Origin of the sequence: Tsuneonella amylolytica, from assembly GCF_003626915.1 — a bacterium.
Classification (GTDB): Bacteria; Pseudomonadota; Alphaproteobacteria; order Sphingomonadales; family Sphingomonadaceae; genus Tsuneonella; species Tsuneonella amylolytica.
In genome coordinates, this window is the sequence record NZ_CP032570.1 from 784,033 (window position 1) to 799,605 (window position 15,573).

Consider the following 15,573-nt stretch of genomic DNA (forward strand, 5'->3'; position numbering starts at 1 on the left):
AATAACGGAATGACGCAGACGAAATCGCCACTGAGAATAGCCATCGCTCCAGTCCGGGCTTTGTTCGTGTCGGATGCGCGCGAAGGGCTGCTTTTGATGGCGGTGGCGGTGTTGGCCCTGATCGTCGCCAATTCGGCATTCTCCGAGGCGTACGAGGGTTTGCTACACGGAACCCTGCCCTGGTCCCCGGTCCCGAAGCTGTCAAATATTCACCTGTGGATCAACGACGGACTGATGGCGCTGTTCTTCTTCGTCGTCGGACTCGAGGTGAAACGCGAACTCGTAGAAGGCGATCTGGCCGACCGACAGGCCCGCCGCTTGCCAGTCATGACCGCCGCGGCGGGCATGATCGTACCGGCCGCCGTGTTCATATCCTTGGTAAACGGCAACCCCGAGCTCGATCGTGGCTGGGCCATTCCGGCGGCGACCGATATTGCCTTCGCGATGGGCGTCGTCGGCCTTCTTGGCAACCGGGTTCCGGCCGCTTTGCGTTTGTTCCTCCTCACCGTCGCGATCGTCGACGATATCGGCGCCGTCATCGTCATCGCCGTGTTCTACACCGCAAAGGTCAAGGCTGCGTGGGCGATCGGCGCAGTCGCCGCCGCTTCGGTTCTCGCGCTGTTCAATATGCGCCGGATCGACAGCATCTGGCCCTATGCGATCGTCGCCGTCGCCCTGTGGTTCTGCGTCCTGCATTCGGGGATCCACGCGACCGTCGCCGGCGTGGTCGCGGCACTGTGCGTCCCGATGCGCAAGCGCGACGACACGCCGCTGCTTGCTCCGCTGGAGCACCGGTTGACGCCGTGGAACGCCTATTTCGTCGTGCCGCTGTTCGCACTCGCCAATGCGGGGGTCGATCTGCGCGGCGCGAATCTCGATACGTTCCTCGCACCTCTGCCGCTGGCGGTGGCTGCGGGACTCGTGATCGGCAAGCAGGCGGGCATCATGGGAGCGATCTTCGCAGCGACCAAGCTGGGGATCGCGCAGCGCCCGCGCGGAACGACCTGGCTGCAGGTGTGGGGCGTTTCGGTCCTGTGCGGGATCGGCTTCACGATGAGCCTATTCATCGGCACAATGGCCTTCGCGGGCGTTCCCGAACTCTACGAACAGGCAAAGATCGGCGTGCTGACCGGTACGTTCATCTCACTGGTGATGGGTTACCTGATCCTGCGCTTCGCTCGGCCGGCGGCAGCATCGAGCGAGATACCGACCTAGCAAGTCGTACCGCCAGGGCTGTCGCCTTCGAGGAACGCTGGCGACGGATCGTTCCGCCGAAGCGCCTGAGCGCATCGATGGTCTTGCCAGCGCCCGTCAGAACAATGGCGGCGCTCGGCGTGTGGTCCGGCCGCCCGGGGAGGGGCAGGAAGGTCGGGACGGACGGATCCGCCTGCCCGTTCCCGTCTCAGAAACTCGCCCCCAGCGAGAACACGACCGCGTCGTCGGTGAAACCGTCGATCGATGGCCCTTCCGTGCCGACGTAGCTGACGCCGAGCGTCAGGCTGCCGAGCACCGTGGCGCTGGCGCCCAGCGACCAATCGAATCCGGTCCTGTCGCCCGTGCCGGCCAGAAACGACGGAGCGAGCGCGCCGTCGGTGTAACCGAGATGCGCCGACAGGCTCACCGGCGTGTTCGGGATGGCGGTGCCCAGTTCGGTGTGGATGTAGAGGTTGTCGTCGCCGCCCAGCGAATCCTGCTTCCACGCGTAGTTCGCGCCCAGCTTCGCCTCGACCGGGCCGAGAGTCGTCGAAACCGTGGCGTAGGGTTCCCAGTACTGCGCCTTCACGCCCTTCGCGTTCGTGGGATAGGCATAGAGGAGCACACCGACATCGATGCCGACCCCCTCGGCCACGTCGCCCGACCAGCCCCCGAACAGGTCGAGTTCCATGTCGCCGTACACGTCGGTACCGCCGTCATCGATCGAGGAGGCCCAGGTGCCGGCGTAAAAGCCGCTGTCGTGGGTGACCGTGACGCCACCCTGGATCGCCGGGTCACCGCCGGACAGCGAGACACCGCGAAAGCGATAGTCGGATACGAGCGTAACGCTTCCCGAAACGGTGAGGCCGTCGGACGAAGCGGTTTCGTCCTGCGCGAAAGCGGGGGCGGCCGAGAGGGCTGCGAACGACAGAAACGATGCGGCGGCAAAGCCGCGGATGGACGTGAGCATGGCAAACTCCTTGGGGTTTGTGCTGTCGTCCCACCTGCGCACACGCCGGGGGTTCGTCGTTATTGCGAACCGTCTTCCGGCATATGCGCAACTTTCTTGCCAAGTCATGCTGCAATGCACAAGATAAAAATGCCGGTTGGCGTAAACAGTCTTTCGGGTGTTGGATTTGAGCATCACCGGCCTGCAATTAAGCCGCCGCTCATCGTTTGCCGAGCATTGCGCGGTCGCCTATGCGGCCCCTCTCCCATGGAAATCGACCTCTAGCTCCGACATGTTCGCTTCTCTTCGCAACATCTTCAACGCGCGTCCCGTTGCCCCGCCTCCGGCCGTTCCGGACGGCACGCGGTATTACGCGGTGGGAGACATCCACGGTCGCTGCGATCTGTTCGAAGCGCTGGCCGATGCCATCGACGAAGACGACCGCCGCGCCGGACCTGCGCGGACGACGGTCGTCCTGCTCGGGGACCTCGTCGATCGCGGACCCGACAGCGCGGGCGTGATCGCGCGCGCCCGGCGTTGGGGTGACGAGCGCAAGGTCGAACTGCTGGTGGGCAATCATGAAGAGATGTTCCTCGACTCGTTCGAGGACACCGGCATCCTGCGCCACTTCCTGCGACACGGCGGGCGCCAGACCGTGCTCAGCTACGGCATTCCGCAGCAAGTCTACGACGAAGCCACACTCGAGGAACTGCAGGAGCTGATGGCAGCGCGGGTCCCCCGGGAGGACCGAGCCTATCTTGCCGCCGGGCGCGACTATCTCGTCGCAGGAGACTACCTGTTCGTCCATGCCGGCATCGCCCCCGATGTCGCGCTGGACCAGCAGTCCAGCCATCACATGCGCTGGATCCGCGAGCCGTTCCTCGATCACGCCGATCCGCACGAACATTTCGTCGTTCACGGCCATACCATCACCGACGGTATCGACGGGCGTATCAACCGGGTGGGAATCGACACCGGCGCATACCGTTCGGGCAGGTTGACCGCGCTGGTGCTGGAGGGCACGGAGCGCCGCACGATCCAAGCTGTCGAGACCGACGGTACGATCGCCATCGAAACGGGGGCAGTGGCCGCATGAAGATCGCCATGGTGGGTTCGGGTTACGTCGGGCTGGTGTCGGGGGCGTGCTTCGCCGACTTCGGTCACGATGTCGTCTGCATCGACAAGGACCAGACCAAGATCGACAGGCTGCACGACGGCGTCATGCCGATCTACGAGCCGGGGCTCGACGCGCTGGTCGAGACCAACGTCGAGGCCGGTCGCCTCACCTTCACGACCGATCTGGCCGAAGGTATCCGCGGCGCCGCGGCGATCTTCATCGCGGTCGGCACGCCGAGCCGCCGCGGCGACGGACACGCCGATCTCACCTACGTCCACGCTGTCGCGAAGGAAGTGGGCGAGACGCTGGAGCACGACTGCGTGGTGGTCACCAAGTCGACCGTGCCGGTCGGCACCGGCGACGAGGTCGAGCGCATCATCGCCGACACCGGCTGCGCGCACCGGGTATCGGTGGTCTCGAACCCGGAATTCCTGCGCGAAGGCGCTGCGATCGGCGATTTCAAGCGGCCCGACCGCATCGTGATCGGGGCGGAGGACGAATTCGGGCGCGAAACGATGCGGCAGGTCTATCGCCCGCTGCATCTTAACCAGTCGCCCATCCTGTTCACCAACCGGCGCACGAGTGAGCTCATCAAGTACGCCGCCAACGCCTTCCTCGCGACCAAGATCACCTTCATCAACGAGATGGCGGATCTGTGCGAGAAGGTCGGGGCAGATGTCCAGGACGTCAGCCGCGGGATCGGCATGGACGGGCGCATCGGACCCAAGTTCCTCCATGCCGGCCCCGGCTACGGCGGCAGTTGCTTTCCCAAGGATACCCTGGCCCTGCTCAAGACGGCCGAGGATGCGGGCGCGCCGAGCCGGATCGTCGAGGCGGTGGTCAAGGTCAACGACAGCCGCAAGCGCGCGATGGGCCGCAAGGTGCTCGACGCGCTGGGCGGACCCGAGGCGGCACGTGGCAAGACCGCGGCGCTTCTCGGATTGACCTTCAAGCCCAACACCGACGACATGCGCGACAGCCCGGCCATCGCGGTCGCGCAGGCGCTCGATGACGCGGGCGTGGCTGTGAAGGCCTACGACCCCGAAGGCATGGAACTCGCCGCGCCGTTGATGCCGGGCGTGACTATGTGCACCAGCGCCTACGACGCTATCGAGGGTGCCGACGCGGTCGTCATCGTGACCGAGTGGGACGCCTTTCGTGCGCTCGACCTCGCCAGGGTCAAGGACCTCGCCAATGCGCCGGTCCTGGTCGACCTGCGCAACGTCTATCGGCCCGGCGAAGTGCGCGCGGCGGGCTTCGAGTATTCGAGCATCGGCCGCGCCTGATCGCAGCCGGCAATGGCGGCGCCGGGTCCTCCCCGGCGCCGCCTCGCATCACTTGGCCGCCAGTTCCTTGACCAGGGCCGGTGCCGGGTAGATCTTCTCGAGCGCTTCCTGCACCGCGTCGGTCGAGACCACGACGGTGCGGTTGAGCGTGCCGTCGTAGCCGTAGTTGCCGCCCAGCGAATGGATGTTGCCGTCGAACGCGGCACCGATCACCGTGCCCGCGCGGTCGATCACCGGCGAGCCCGAGTTGCCGCCGATGATGTCGTTCGTGGTGACGAAATCGTAGGTGGCGGCGGGGTCGATCCGGTTCTTGCGAGCGGCGAAGGCTGGCGCGACGTCGTATGGCGCGTTGCCGGTCGCGCGATCGAAAGTGCCGCCCATCGTGGTCTGGTAAGGCACCTGGTTGCCGCGCTCGGTCCACCCGGCGACCTTGCCGTAGCTGATCCGCAGGGTGAACGTCGCATCGGGGTACAGCGTGTCGCCGTAGGCGGCGAACCGCGCGTCGGCGAGCTGGCTGCCAGCGATCGCCAGCGGGCCGGAGTAGGCGGCATCGGTCGCCTTCTTGAGCTCACGCTGCCGGTCGGCGAGGCGCAGGGCGTACACGATCATCGGATCGTCCGATGCGCGCACGGCCTTCATGCCCCCGTCCCACAGGGCCTTGCGGACCGCCGGATCGGCAAGCTTGCTGCCCTCGACCAGCGACTTGGCGAGGCCTTCGGGGCTCGCCTTGCCGAGCAGCAGCTTGGTGTCCGGATCGTCGGCGCCGAGGTACTCGCGCGCTTTCGACAGGCTCCATTCCAGCGTCAGCTCGTCGAGCCACGGGTAGATCGGCCGCTCGTCGAGCAGGCGCTTCTCGGTCAGCGGCAGGGCGCTGTCGGTGAAACCGGGCAGGCGTTCGCCATTGGGCTTGTCCCGTTCCTGCGCCGCATAGACCAGCGTCTGGGCGTACCCGTAAAGATCGCTCGAAGGCTGGAGGAACCGGGCCGGCAGGTACAGCTTGCGATATTCGGCCACCGCCCCATCCACCGTGGTCCACGGATCGCCGACGGCGGGATTGTTGGCGCTCTGCGTTTTGAGCGCGGTTTCGTTGGCGGCGAGCTGACCTGTGAAAGCCGGGTCGTTGAGCGCCTTGGTCCGGCCGATATAGACCTTGAGGCTGTTTTCGATCCCGTTGAGGGTGTCGAGGCCCTCCCGCTCGTGCTGGGGGCTCTCGTCCATCGCGCGGATGAGGCGCCCGCGCAGTTCGGACATCGTCGCCAGCGTCGTGGGCAGGCGCACCTCGCGTTCGAAGGCGATCTGGCTGCCGGTCCACAGGCGGCTCGTCGAACCAGGGTTGCCGACCACGAAAGTGACTTCGCCTTCCTTCGGCGGACGCGGGTTCCACTTGAGATGGTTGGGCGTCGAGATCGGCTTGCCGTTCTCGTAGGCGCGCAGGAAGCTGGCATCCATCGAGTAGCGCGGGAAGTTGAAGTTGTCCGGATCGCCGCCGAACGTGGCCGCGCGGTCTTCGGGTGCCCAGACGAGGCGAACGTCGGAATACTTGCGATACGTGTAGAGCTTGTACTGGCCGCCGCCGAACAGCGTGACCACCTGACAGCGGGTTGTGGCGAGGTCGGTGCAGTTCGCCTTCTCGATCTCGGCGATCTTGGCATCGCGTGCCTTGGTCAGCGCCTCACCGGTAAAGTTGCCGAAGGCACCTTTCACGTCGCTCGTGACATCGGTGATCTTTGTGACGACTTCGGCTTGCTGGCCCGGACACTTCAGTTCCATCTCGCGCCGGTCGGAAATGAAGCCGCGATCGAGGTAGTCATTTGCATCGCTCGAATTGTCGAACAGACAACTGGCGATACAGTGGTGGTTGGTGAGGATGAGGCCCGAGTTCGAGACGAAGCTTGCCGAGCAGCCGCCGGTCAGGCGCACGGCGGCGCCCTGGACCCGGTCGAGCCACGCCTGGTCGGGCGCCCAGCCGTATTCCGCCCGCATCTTGGCCGCGGGGAAGCCGTCGAACGTCCACATCCCCTCGTCCGCGGCGGCGGGGGCGGCAAGGCCCAGTCCGGCGATCGCGGCGGCGGAGGTCAAGAGACCGATTCGAAGCATGCATACTCTCCTGGTTACGTTTGCAACCGGGTATGCCGCGGGCGATCCAAAAGTCCATGCAGTCTGTCGAGTCAAATTGCCAGGAGGCCTGTAAGCCGGGTTCTGTCCGGCGGCCGGTTTCCTTTTGGACCCTCGCCGCCGGGGCAGCCATTCATCTCGGCGACGGATCGCTCCGTGCGCTCGAGCAGCCAACCCGGGCCTCTCGGGACGAAACGTCCCTGCCACCTGTCCGAAGACACATGGCACGAGGCCCCTATTTGGCCTTGCTCCGGGTGGGGTTTACCTTGCCGCTTGCCGTTGCCGGAAGCGCGGTGCGCTCTTACCGCACCCTTTCAGCCTTACCTCGAGCCCAATCAGATCGGGTGAGGCGGTCTACTCTCTGTGGCACTGTCCCTATGGTTGCCCACGGCGGGCGTTACCCGCCACCCTTGTTTCGTGGAGCCCGGACTTTCCTCGAACACCCGAAGGTGCACGCGGCTGCCCGGCCTCCTGGCAAATCGCTATCTAGTCCGTCCCTGGTCGCGATCCAAGAGCAACTGGAACAGTATCGCGCGAACCTGCCCATCGATCTCGCCGTCGATCTTCTCGGGCCGCCAGCGGCGCTGGAACGCCTCCACCGCCTTGTGCCCGTCGGTCACGTCGTATCCGTAGCGCTCCAGCGCGAGGTAGAACGAGGCGTCGTTGTCGAACGGGTCGCCCTGTTCGAGTTTTTCCGGCCGGGGAAGGCAGAGTCCGTATCCGGCCAGCCGCTCCCACGGGAAAAGCTCGCCCGGGTCAATCTTGCGCGCGGGCGCCACGTCGGAATGGCCGACCACGTTGGCGCGCGGAATGTCGTGGTCCTTCACGATTCGCGCCAGTAGCGGAACCAGCGCCTCGAACTGCGCATCGGAGAACGCGCGGTATCCACCCGCATGGCCGGGATGATCGAGCTCTATGCCGATCGAGGCGGAATTCACGTCCGGATGCCCGCGCCAGTAGCTGATGCCCGCATGCCAGGCCCGCTTGTCCTCGTCGACCAGACGGATCACCTCGCCCGCCTCGGTAATCAGGTAGTGCGCGCTGACCTTGGCTTCGGGATCGGTGAGCTTTTCAAGCGCGGTCTCGACCGGCTGCATCTCGGTATAGTGGATCACCACCATGCTGATCGGCAGCGCGCGCTCGTCCCAGTTGGGCGACGGTTGGTGGCGGTGGACCAGTTCGTCGCGCATGATTTCAGCCTTCGGGAAGGACCGCGCCGAGGACCAGCGCGTCTGCGGACAGCATGTATTGCAGGCCGCCGCCCGCCTGCCGGGCGACGAGGCTGAGCATGTGCGCGGCTGCGGTGCGGCTCGACAGTTCGCCCGCGGGCAGGCTGCCCTCCAGCGCGCGGCCGATCGTCTCGTCGAAGGCAATGCGCGGACCGACGGCGCGTACGACGATCTCGCTCGCCCCGCCGCGGCTCTCGGCGCCGACGTCGAGCGTGCCGCCGCGGACCAGCGCGTCGAGGCCCATCTGCGCGAAGTTGAGCAGCACCTTCACCGCGCCTTTCGGCATGCGGGGTTCGGCCAGCGCCCAGTTGAGCTCGACCCGCTTGGCCCCGGCGACCAGCGCTTCGACAACCGAGCGGGCTTCGTCCACCGGCACGCTTTCGCCGAAGCCGCCCGCCGCACCGAAGGCGAGGCGAAAGAACTTGAGCTTGTCGGCGCTCGCCTTCGCGCTCTGTTCGAGCAGTTCGAGGCAGCGCTGCCGCATCTCGGGATCGCGCTCGTCGGCGAGCAGTTCGAGCCCGTTGGTCATCGCGCCGACTGGCGACAGGAGATCGTGGCAGAGGCGCGAGCAGAGGAGGGCGGCGAGATCGAGTTGGTCGGTATCGTTCATCGAGGGAGTGCGGTTCCTTAACCGTGTCACACCTGTCACAGTGTCCTGGAGGTAGGTCCGCAAGCCCCGCATGACCACCGCATCGTTCGGCAATCGCGAGGGTTTCGAACCGTCATTCCGGTCGTCCTAGCCGCCCCCGTTCCGGTAGGAAAGCGCTACGAACCCGCCCGGTGAGTCGCGCCACCACCCGACCCTCCCTTCGCCGACGATCGCCCACACCCTGCCGTCGCCCGTTCCGTGCGCGCGGTCGGTCGCCGAGGGGGCTGGCGGACCGTGCGGGTGCGAATGCCAATAGCCGATCACCTCCGGCCCGCCAGCCCTCGCTGCCCGGTGCGCGTCGACCAGCGCCTGCGGGTCGATTTCGAAATGGGTGTCCGGGTTCGAATGGACGTTGGCGGCCAGCGTCGCGGTTTCGATCGTACCGGCCCGCCCCAGCAGCAGACCGCAGGCCTCGCGCGGGTAGGCGGCAGACGCGCGCGCGAGCATCGCCGGTTCGACCTCGCTTGAGACTTCGATCTCCATCGCGCATGGCCATACCATGTCAGGCGGCGAAATCATCTCCGGCACCCTCCCCGCTCCCGGCCGGCTCGACAAGGTGCTGGCCGATGCCACCGGCCTGTCGCGCGAGCGGGTAAAGGCGCTGATCGGCGAACTGGCGGTCGAGGTCGCGGGGGGGACGGCGTCGAGCGCCTCGGCGAAAGTCTCCGGCGGCGAACCATTCCGCGTTTCCCTGCCCCCGCCCGCCCCGCTCGACACCCCGGCGCAGGACATCCCGCTCGACGTGGTGTTCGAAGACGATCACCTGATCGTGGTCGACAAGCCCGCCGGCCTTGTCGTGCACCCCGCAGCAGGCAATCTCGACGGAACGCTAGTCAACGCGCTGCTGCATCACTGCGCCGGACGCTTGAGCGGCATCAACGGCACCCTGCGCCCGGGTATCGTCCACCGCATCGACAAGGATACGAGCGGATTGCTGGTCGTCGCCAAGAGCGATGCCGCGCACGAGGGACTGGCGAAGCAGTTCGCCGACCATTCGATCGAGCGCACCTATCTTGCGGTGACCGGCGGGCAGCCGAAACCGGCGGCGGGCCGGATCGAGGGGCGCATCGGTCGGTCGGATGCCAACCGCAAGAAGATGGCCGTCCTTCCCGACGGCTCCACGCGCGGGAAGCACGCTGTCACGCACTACCGCACGCTGCGCCCGCTCGGCCATGCCGCGCTGGTCGAATGCCGGCTCGAAACGGGACGCACCCACCAGGTCAGGGTTCACCTCGCGTCAATCGGTCATCCGCTATTGGGAGACCCTGTGTACGGTCGTTCGCCCGCACCCTTGCGCACCATGCTCGCGGAAATCGGATTCCGCCGTCAGGCGCTTCATGCGGCGAGCCTCGGCTTCATCCATCCGGTCACCGGAGAACGGCTCGGCTTTTCCGCCGAACTGCCCGCCGACATGGCGGAACTTATCGACCGGATAGATGATTGAAATCGACGAACTGCACTCGCACGGTCAGGGTGCCAATCCTACATATGGTGGAGCGTGCCCCACCCGAAGGATGCCCAGCAGGGGTCCCGACAACGAGGGCGACGCGAGAAAGGTCAGGGTAAAGTGAGCAATTCCAGTCCCAAAGTCCCGGCGCTGAGCGGTGAGCAGAGCCTCAACCGCTATCTCGCCGAGATCAAGAAATTTCCGATCCTCACGCCCGAGCAGGAATACATGCTCGCGAAGCGGTACGAGGAGCACGAGGATCCCGAAGCTGCGGCGCAGCTCGTCACCAGCCACCTGCGGCTCGTGGCCAAGATCGCCATGGGCTATCGTGGATACGGCCTGCCGGTCAGCGACCTCATCTCCGAAGGTAACGTCGGCCTCATGCAGGGCGTCAAGAAGTTCGAGGCCGATCGCGGCTTCCGCCTTGCCACGTACGCGATGTGGTGGATCAAGGCGTCGATCCAGGAATTCATCCTGCGCAGCTGGTCGCTCGTGAAGATGGGCACCACTGCCGCGCAGAAGAAGCTGTTCTTCAACCTGCGCCGGATGAAAAAGGAGCTCGAAGCCTACGAGGACGGCGACCTCCATCCCGACGATGTCCTGAAGATCGCAACCGATCTCGGCGTGCCCGAGCAGGAAGTGATCAACATGAATCGCCGGATGATGATGGGCGGCGACGGCTCGCTGAACACCCAGATGCGCAATGGCGAGGAAGGGTCCGGCGAGTGGCAGGACTGGCTGACCGACGATCGTCCGCTGCAGGACGAAACCACCGCCGAGGCGGAGGAAGCGCAGGTTCGCCACGAGATGCTCGTGGAAGCGATGGACAGCCTCAACGACCGCGAAAAGCACATCCTCACCGAACGGCGCCTGACGGACAATCCGCAGACGCTTGAAGAGCTTTCGCAGGTCTACGACGTCAGCCGCGAACGTATCCGCCAGATCGAGGTGCGCGCGTTCGAGAAGCTGCAGAAGGCTATGGCCCGGATCGCCAGCGAACGCCTCGCCCCTCCGGGCAGCATCGCCGCTCTCGCGGCCGGTTGATTCGAGCCGAATAGAAACGAAGGGCCGCCCGCGAGGGCGGCCCTTTTCGCATCAGCGCTGGTTGAGCATCGCGAGCATTTTCCCGAACGTCCCATCGCGTTCGGCATGGCGGAGCGGCTCGACCGGACCGGTCAGCACTTCGCTCGGCGTCTCGTCGCCTTCGAACTGCGCCATCGTCTCGGCAATGAAGTCGGCGAGCGGCATGTACATGTCGTTGGTGGACTGGCCGGGCGTGAGATCGGTCTGGACGCCCGGGGGCGCGACCTCGATCACCTCGACCGCGTCGCCCAGCTTCGCGCGCAGCGACACCGTGTAGCTGTGCAGCGCCGCCTTGGTGGCGGAGTAGGTCGGCGTGGCCGGCAACGGCACGAACGCAAGGCCCGACGTGACGTTCACGATTGCCGGATCGGCCCTCGTCTTCAGGTGATCGATCAGCGCATCGGTCAGGCGGATCGGGCCGAGCAGGTTGGTGGCGATCGTCGCTTCCGCGTCGCCCAGGTCGCGGCCGGCGGTGGCATCCTCGTATTTCATGATGCCCGCATTGTTGACGAGCACGTTGAGGGCCGGAAACTCGGCCACGATCTCCCTCGCCGCCCGCTCGATGTCAGCCGGGTCGCCGACATCGAACACCATCGTGTGGAAGCCGTCCTGTCCGCCGGTCGTTTCCTCCAGTGTTTCGGGGGTTCGCCCGGCGACGATCACCGTATTGCCGTGGGCGTGCCACCAGCGGGCCATTTCGCGGCCGATGCCGCTGCCCCCGCCGGTGACGAGAATGGTGTTGCCGCTGGTCTTCATGGTCGTGTTCTCCATCGTGTCGCCGCGAGGTGGGGATTGCCGGCGGTCGGCGGAAGGGGCGGTGCAATTTGCCAGCCGTCCCCGGCTCTCCTATCGCCGCCACGATGTTGTGGTTAGCCAAGCTCCTCGCCAGGATCGCCGTCGGCTTCGTCGCGCTGAGCCTTGTGCTCGTCATCGTGTTCCGGTTCGTGCCGGTGTTCTACACTGCGACGATGGCGATGGATCCCAACCCCGTCGTCAGGAACTGGGAACCGCTGTCGAGCATCGACCGCAACCTCGTGTCCGCCGTTATCGCGGCGGAGGACGGCAAGTTCTGCACCCATGACGGCTTCGACCGCGAGGCGATCGAGAACGCCATGAGGCGGAACATGGAAGGTGGTCGCATCCGCGGCGGCTCCACGATCAGCCAGCAGACGGCCAAGAACGTCTTCCTGTGGCAGGGCGGTGGCTATTTCCGGAAAGGCCTGGAGGCCTGGTTCACCTTCCTGATCGAAAAGATGTGGGGCAAGCGGCGGATCATGGAGGTCTACCTCAATGTCGCGGAGACCGGCATCGGCACGTACGGCGCGGAAGAGGGGGCGCTGCGTTACTTCCGTCATTCCGCGGACCGGCTGACCCGGACCGAAGCCGCGCGGATGGCCGCCGCGTTGCCCTCGCCCAAGACGCGATCGGTCACCAACCCGACCGGCTTCACCCGCCGCTACGGCAACACGATCGCCGCGCGTATCGGTGTGGTGCGGCGTGACGGGCTCGATTCCTGCGTCTACGAGTAGGCCGATGGGCGCAGGGCACTCTCACGATCATGGCGGGCATGGGCACGGCCAGCCGCCGAAGGACTTCGGCGCGGCCTTCGGCTGGGGCATCGGACTCAACCTGGCGTTCGTCGCGGTCGAGGCGTTTTACGGCTTTGTCTCGGGGTCGATGGCGCTGGTCGCCGACGCAGGCCACAACCTCAGCGATGTGCTCAGCCTCGCGCTCGCATGGGGGGCGAGCGTGCTGGCGAAGCGGCCGCCGGGCGGGCGCTACACCTACGGTTTCAAGAGCTCGACGATCCTCGCCGCGCTCGCCAACGCGGGCCTGTTGCTGGTGGCGATCGGCGGCATCGCCTTCGAGACGGTCAACCGGATGAGCGAACCGCCGGCGGTGGAGGGGCGCACGATGATCGTAGTCGCCAGCATTGGCATCGTCATCAACGCGGCCACCGCGATGCTCTTCGCGCGAGGGCGCAAGAACGACATCAACATCCGCGGCGCGTTCCTGCACATGGCTGCCGACGCGCTGGTGAGCCTGGGGGTCGTCGTCGCGGGCGCGCTGATCCTGTGGACCGGGCAGCGGTGGATCGACCCCGTCACCAGCCTTGTCATCGTGCTGGTCATCGCCTGGGGAACGTGGGGCCTGCTCAAGGACAGCGTGAAGCTGGGGCTCAACGCCGTGCCGGACCATATCGACGAGGCGGCGGTGCGTCGGCATCTGGCGGCGCTACCGGGCGTGAGCGCGGTGCACGATCTCCATATCTGGCCCATGAGCACGACCGAAGCGGCGCTCACCGCCCACTTGGTCATGCCCCGCGGGCATCCCGGCGACGTGTTCCTGCGTTCGCTGGCGCACGATCTCGAACACGACCACGCCATCGGCCACGTCACCGTGCAGATCGAACAGTCGCGCGAATGCGCGCAAGGCTGCTAGGCGCGTTTCCTGAACAGGCCGGCCGGCCCGGTGCCCTCCACCCTGAACCCGTCAGACCCGTAGAGACAGGTGGACGGCTCCAGCCCGCAGGTATCGACGAGTTCGTAATTCGCTCCGCCCGGGAGATCGGCCAGGCGGAAGTGCGCATGACCCCATCCGAGGTAGCCGCCGGGCGCGATAGCTGCGTCCAGCGGGGCGAAGGTCGCAGCAGCGGCGGCAAACGGCAGTATCGGGGTGCAGGTGTCCGGGCGATGGCGTTCGATTTCGCCGTGGCGGAACACCGCGAGAGCAAGCGCCGCGTCGAACGGCGCGCCCGGCGGGGGGCGGTCGCCGATGAGGTAGCACGAAAGCGGGTTCCGGTCGCGCCGGCGAGCCCGTTCGAGCGCGCGGGGGTTGACGTCGACGCCCACGATCGTCGCGTCCGGCAGGCGGCGGCGGTGTGCCCGCACCTCTTCCCCGCCAGCGCATCCGAAAGACAGGATGCGCGGGTCAGGCCGGTCGGCGAAAGCGCCGGCGACCGCGTCGAACAGCGCCGGGTAGCGCTCCTCGGAAGATGTGGTCCACGGTTGCAGCACGGCGAGATCGCTGCCGCCAGCGACCATGCGGCCGAGCGCGGCGAGATCGGGGTTGTGCAGGCGGCGGCGGAACGCGCGCAGGGCCGAGAATGGACGTAAGGCGGGCGGGACGCGCGGCATGGCCGAGGCTATTCCCGCCCCGGCGATATCAGGCCGCTTCGTCCTTTTTTCCCTTCTTGGCCGACACGACGCGGACAGGGTCCTTGCGCCCTTCGACGACGTCCTTGTCGACGACGATCTCGGTCACGCCGTCCATCGTCGGCAGGTCAAACATCGTGTCGAGCAGCAGCCCTTCCACGATCGAGCGCAGGCCGCGTGCACCGGTCTTGCGCTGGATGGCGCGCTCGGCGATCGCCTTCAGCGCATCCTCGGTGAAGGTAAGCTCCACGTCTTCAAGCTCGAAAAGCTTCGCATACTGCTTGACGAGAGCGTTCTTCGGCTCGCTGAGAATTTCCACCAGCGCCGCGACGTCGAGATCGTTGAGCGTGGCGATCACCGGCAAACGGCCGACGAATTCGGGGATGAGCCCAAACTTCAGCAGGTCTTCCGGCTCGCACTTCTGCAGCAGTTCGCCAACGCGGCGCTTGTCCGGATCGGCGACGTGCGCGCCGAAACCGATCGAGCGCTTCTGAAGGCGGTCGGCGATGATCTTGTCGAGCCCCGCGAACGCGCCGCCGCAGATGAACAGGATGTTCGTCGTGTCGACCTGCAGGAATTCCTGCTGCGGATGCTTGCGGCCGCCCTGCGGCGGAACGGAGGCGGTGGTGCCTTCCATCAGCTTCAGCAGGGCCTGCTGCACGCCTTCGCCCGAAACGTCGCGCGTGATCGAGGGATTTTCCGCCTTGCGCGTGATCTTGTCGATCTCGTCGATGTAGACGATGCCGTGCTGCGCCTTGTCGACGTTGTAATCGCTGGCCTGCAGCAGCTTCAGGATGATATTCTCGACATCCTCGCCGACGTAACCGGCTTCGGTCAGCGTGGTCGCGTCGGCCATCGTGAACGGCACGTCGAAGGTGCGCGCCAGCGTCTGCGCGAGCAGGGTCTTGCCGCAGCCGGTCGGGCCGACAAGCAGGATGTTCGACTTGGCGAGTTCGACGTCGCCCGCTTTGCCGCCGTGTTTCAACCGCTTGTAGTGGTTGTGCACCGCGACGCTGAGCACACGCTTCGCGCGGTCCTGCCCGATCACGTAGTCGTTCAGCGTCTCGAAGATGTCGAGCGGCGTCGGAACGTCGCCTTCCTTGCGCCCGGCGATGCCGGCCTTCGTCTCTTCACGGATGATGTCGTTGCACAGTTCCACGCACTCGTCGCAGATGAACACCGTGGGTCCGGCGATGAGCTTGCGCACCTCGTGCTGCGACTTGCCGCAGAAGCTGCAATAGAGGGTCGATTTGCTGTCGGTTCCGCTCAACTTGGTCATGTCCCGTCTTTCCGAACCCGCGGCCAGCCCATGGAGAGGGTGGAGGGATTCGCCGACCCTAAGGCCGGAT

15 protein-coding genes and 1 other RNA gene are annotated in these 15,573 nt (G+C 66.1%); 7 read left to right on the plus strand and 9 right to left on the minus strand.

Going from position 1 to position 15,573, the window contains the following annotated elements; all coding sequences use genetic code 11:
* Positions 1-9: 9 nt before the first annotated feature.
* On the plus strand, positions 10-1,215 hold the full coding sequence (gene nhaA / locus D4766_RS04000; RefSeq protein WP_120716285.1) for a Na+/H+ antiporter NhaA: 1,206 nt from the start codon (positions 10-12) through the stop codon (positions 1,213-1,215).
* 187 nt (positions 1,216-1,402) lie between these two features.
* On the opposite strand, the gene D4766_RS04005 is transcribed toward nhaA, so the two are convergent.
* Positions 1,403-2,164 (minus strand): TorF family putative porin, encoded by a 762-nt coding sequence (locus tag D4766_RS04005; RefSeq protein WP_120716286.1) that lies wholly within the window; start codon positions 2,162-2,164, stop codon positions 1,403-1,405.
* A 271-nt stretch (positions 2,165-2,435) separates the two neighbouring features.
* Here D4766_RS04005 and D4766_RS04010 point away from each other — a divergent pair, with 271 nt between their 5' ends.
* Entirely contained in the window at positions 2,436-3,239 is an 804-nt protein-coding gene (locus D4766_RS04010) for a metallophosphoesterase (protein WP_120716287.1), read from the plus strand.
* Complete coding sequence (locus D4766_RS04015; RefSeq protein ID WP_120716288.1) at positions 3,236-4,546, plus strand: UDP-glucose dehydrogenase family protein; 1,311 nt, start codon at positions 3,236-3,238, stop codon at positions 4,544-4,546. Before D4766_RS04010 ends, D4766_RS04015 begins: the two co-directional genes overlap by 4 nt.
* 48 nt (positions 4,547-4,594) lie before the next feature.
* Here the strand turns inward: D4766_RS04015 and D4766_RS04020 are convergent, their stop codons facing one another.
* The 5 genes from D4766_RS04020 to D4766_RS04040 form a co-directional block, all read right to left on the minus strand.
* On the minus strand, positions 4,595-6,643 hold the full coding sequence (locus D4766_RS04020; protein ID WP_120716289.1) for a S46 family peptidase: 2,049 nt from the start codon (positions 6,641-6,643) through the stop codon (positions 4,595-4,597).
* Positions 6,644-6,718: 75 nt separating this feature from the next.
* Positions 6,719-7,136: RNase P RNA component class A (rnpB, locus tag D4766_RS04025), an RNA gene on the minus strand.
* Positions 7,137-7,143: 7 nt separating this feature from the next.
* Positions 7,144-7,851 (minus strand): N-acetylmuramoyl-L-alanine amidase, encoded by a 708-nt coding sequence (locus D4766_RS04030; RefSeq protein WP_120716290.1) that lies wholly within the window; start codon positions 7,849-7,851, stop codon positions 7,144-7,146.
* A 4-nt stretch (positions 7,852-7,855) separates the two neighbouring features.
* Positions 7,856-8,500 (minus strand): histidine phosphotransferase family protein, encoded by a 645-nt coding sequence (locus D4766_RS04035; RefSeq protein WP_120716291.1) that lies wholly within the window; start codon positions 8,498-8,500, stop codon positions 7,856-7,858.
* A gap of 126 nt (positions 8,501-8,626) precedes the next feature.
* Positions 8,627-9,022 carry a M67 family metallopeptidase gene (locus tag D4766_RS04040; protein ID WP_120716292.1) on the minus strand — a complete coding sequence of 132 codons (396 nt, stop codon included), beginning with the start codon at positions 9,020-9,022 and terminating at the stop codon, positions 8,627-8,629.
* 16 nt (positions 9,023-9,038) lie between these two features.
* On the opposite strand from D4766_RS04040, the gene D4766_RS04045 reads away from it, so the two are divergent.
* Together D4766_RS04045 and rpoH are read left to right on the plus strand one after the other, a co-directional pair.
* Complete coding sequence (locus D4766_RS04045) at positions 9,039-9,983, plus strand: RluA family pseudouridine synthase (RefSeq protein WP_120716293.1); 945 nt, start codon at positions 9,039-9,041, stop codon at positions 9,981-9,983.
* 123 nt (positions 9,984-10,106) lie between these two features.
* Entirely contained in the window at positions 10,107-11,030 is a 924-nt protein-coding gene (gene rpoH, locus D4766_RS04050; protein WP_120716294.1) for an RNA polymerase sigma factor RpoH, read from the plus strand.
* Between the two features lie 51 nt (positions 11,031-11,081).
* Here the strand turns inward: rpoH and D4766_RS04055 are convergent, their stop codons facing one another.
* Positions 11,082-11,825: an SDR family oxidoreductase gene (locus D4766_RS04055; protein ID WP_120718045.1), complete on the minus strand. Its 744-nt coding sequence runs from the start codon at positions 11,823-11,825 to the stop codon at positions 11,082-11,084.
* Between the two features lie 104 nt (positions 11,826-11,929).
* On the opposite strand from D4766_RS04055, the gene mtgA reads away from it, so the two are divergent.
* Both mtgA and D4766_RS04065 read left to right on the plus strand, forming a co-directional pair.
* On the plus strand, positions 11,930-12,598 hold the full coding sequence (mtgA, locus tag D4766_RS04060; RefSeq protein ID WP_120716295.1) for a monofunctional biosynthetic peptidoglycan transglycosylase: 669 nt from the start codon (positions 11,930-11,932) through the stop codon (positions 12,596-12,598).
* A 4-nt stretch (positions 12,599-12,602) separates the two neighbouring features.
* Complete coding sequence (locus D4766_RS04065; protein WP_120716296.1) at positions 12,603-13,511, plus strand: cation diffusion facilitator family transporter; 909 nt, start codon at positions 12,603-12,605, stop codon at positions 13,509-13,511.
* Here D4766_RS04065 and D4766_RS04070 read toward each other — a convergent pair.
* Both D4766_RS04070 and clpX read right to left on the minus strand, forming a co-directional pair.
* Positions 13,508-14,206 (minus strand): class I SAM-dependent methyltransferase, encoded by a 699-nt coding sequence (locus tag D4766_RS04070; RefSeq protein ID WP_120716297.1) that lies wholly within the window; start codon positions 14,204-14,206, stop codon positions 13,508-13,510. The two genes, D4766_RS04065 and D4766_RS04070, sit on opposite strands and share 4 nt — an antisense overlap.
* Before the next feature lie 28 nt (positions 14,207-14,234).
* The gene (gene clpX / locus D4766_RS04075) at positions 14,235-15,503 is read right to left on the minus strand and encodes an ATP-dependent Clp protease ATP-binding subunit ClpX (RefSeq protein WP_120716298.1); all 1,269 of its coding nucleotides are present in this window, start codon (positions 15,501-15,503) and stop codon (positions 14,235-14,237) included.
* Positions 15,504-15,573: the final 70 nt, after the last annotated feature.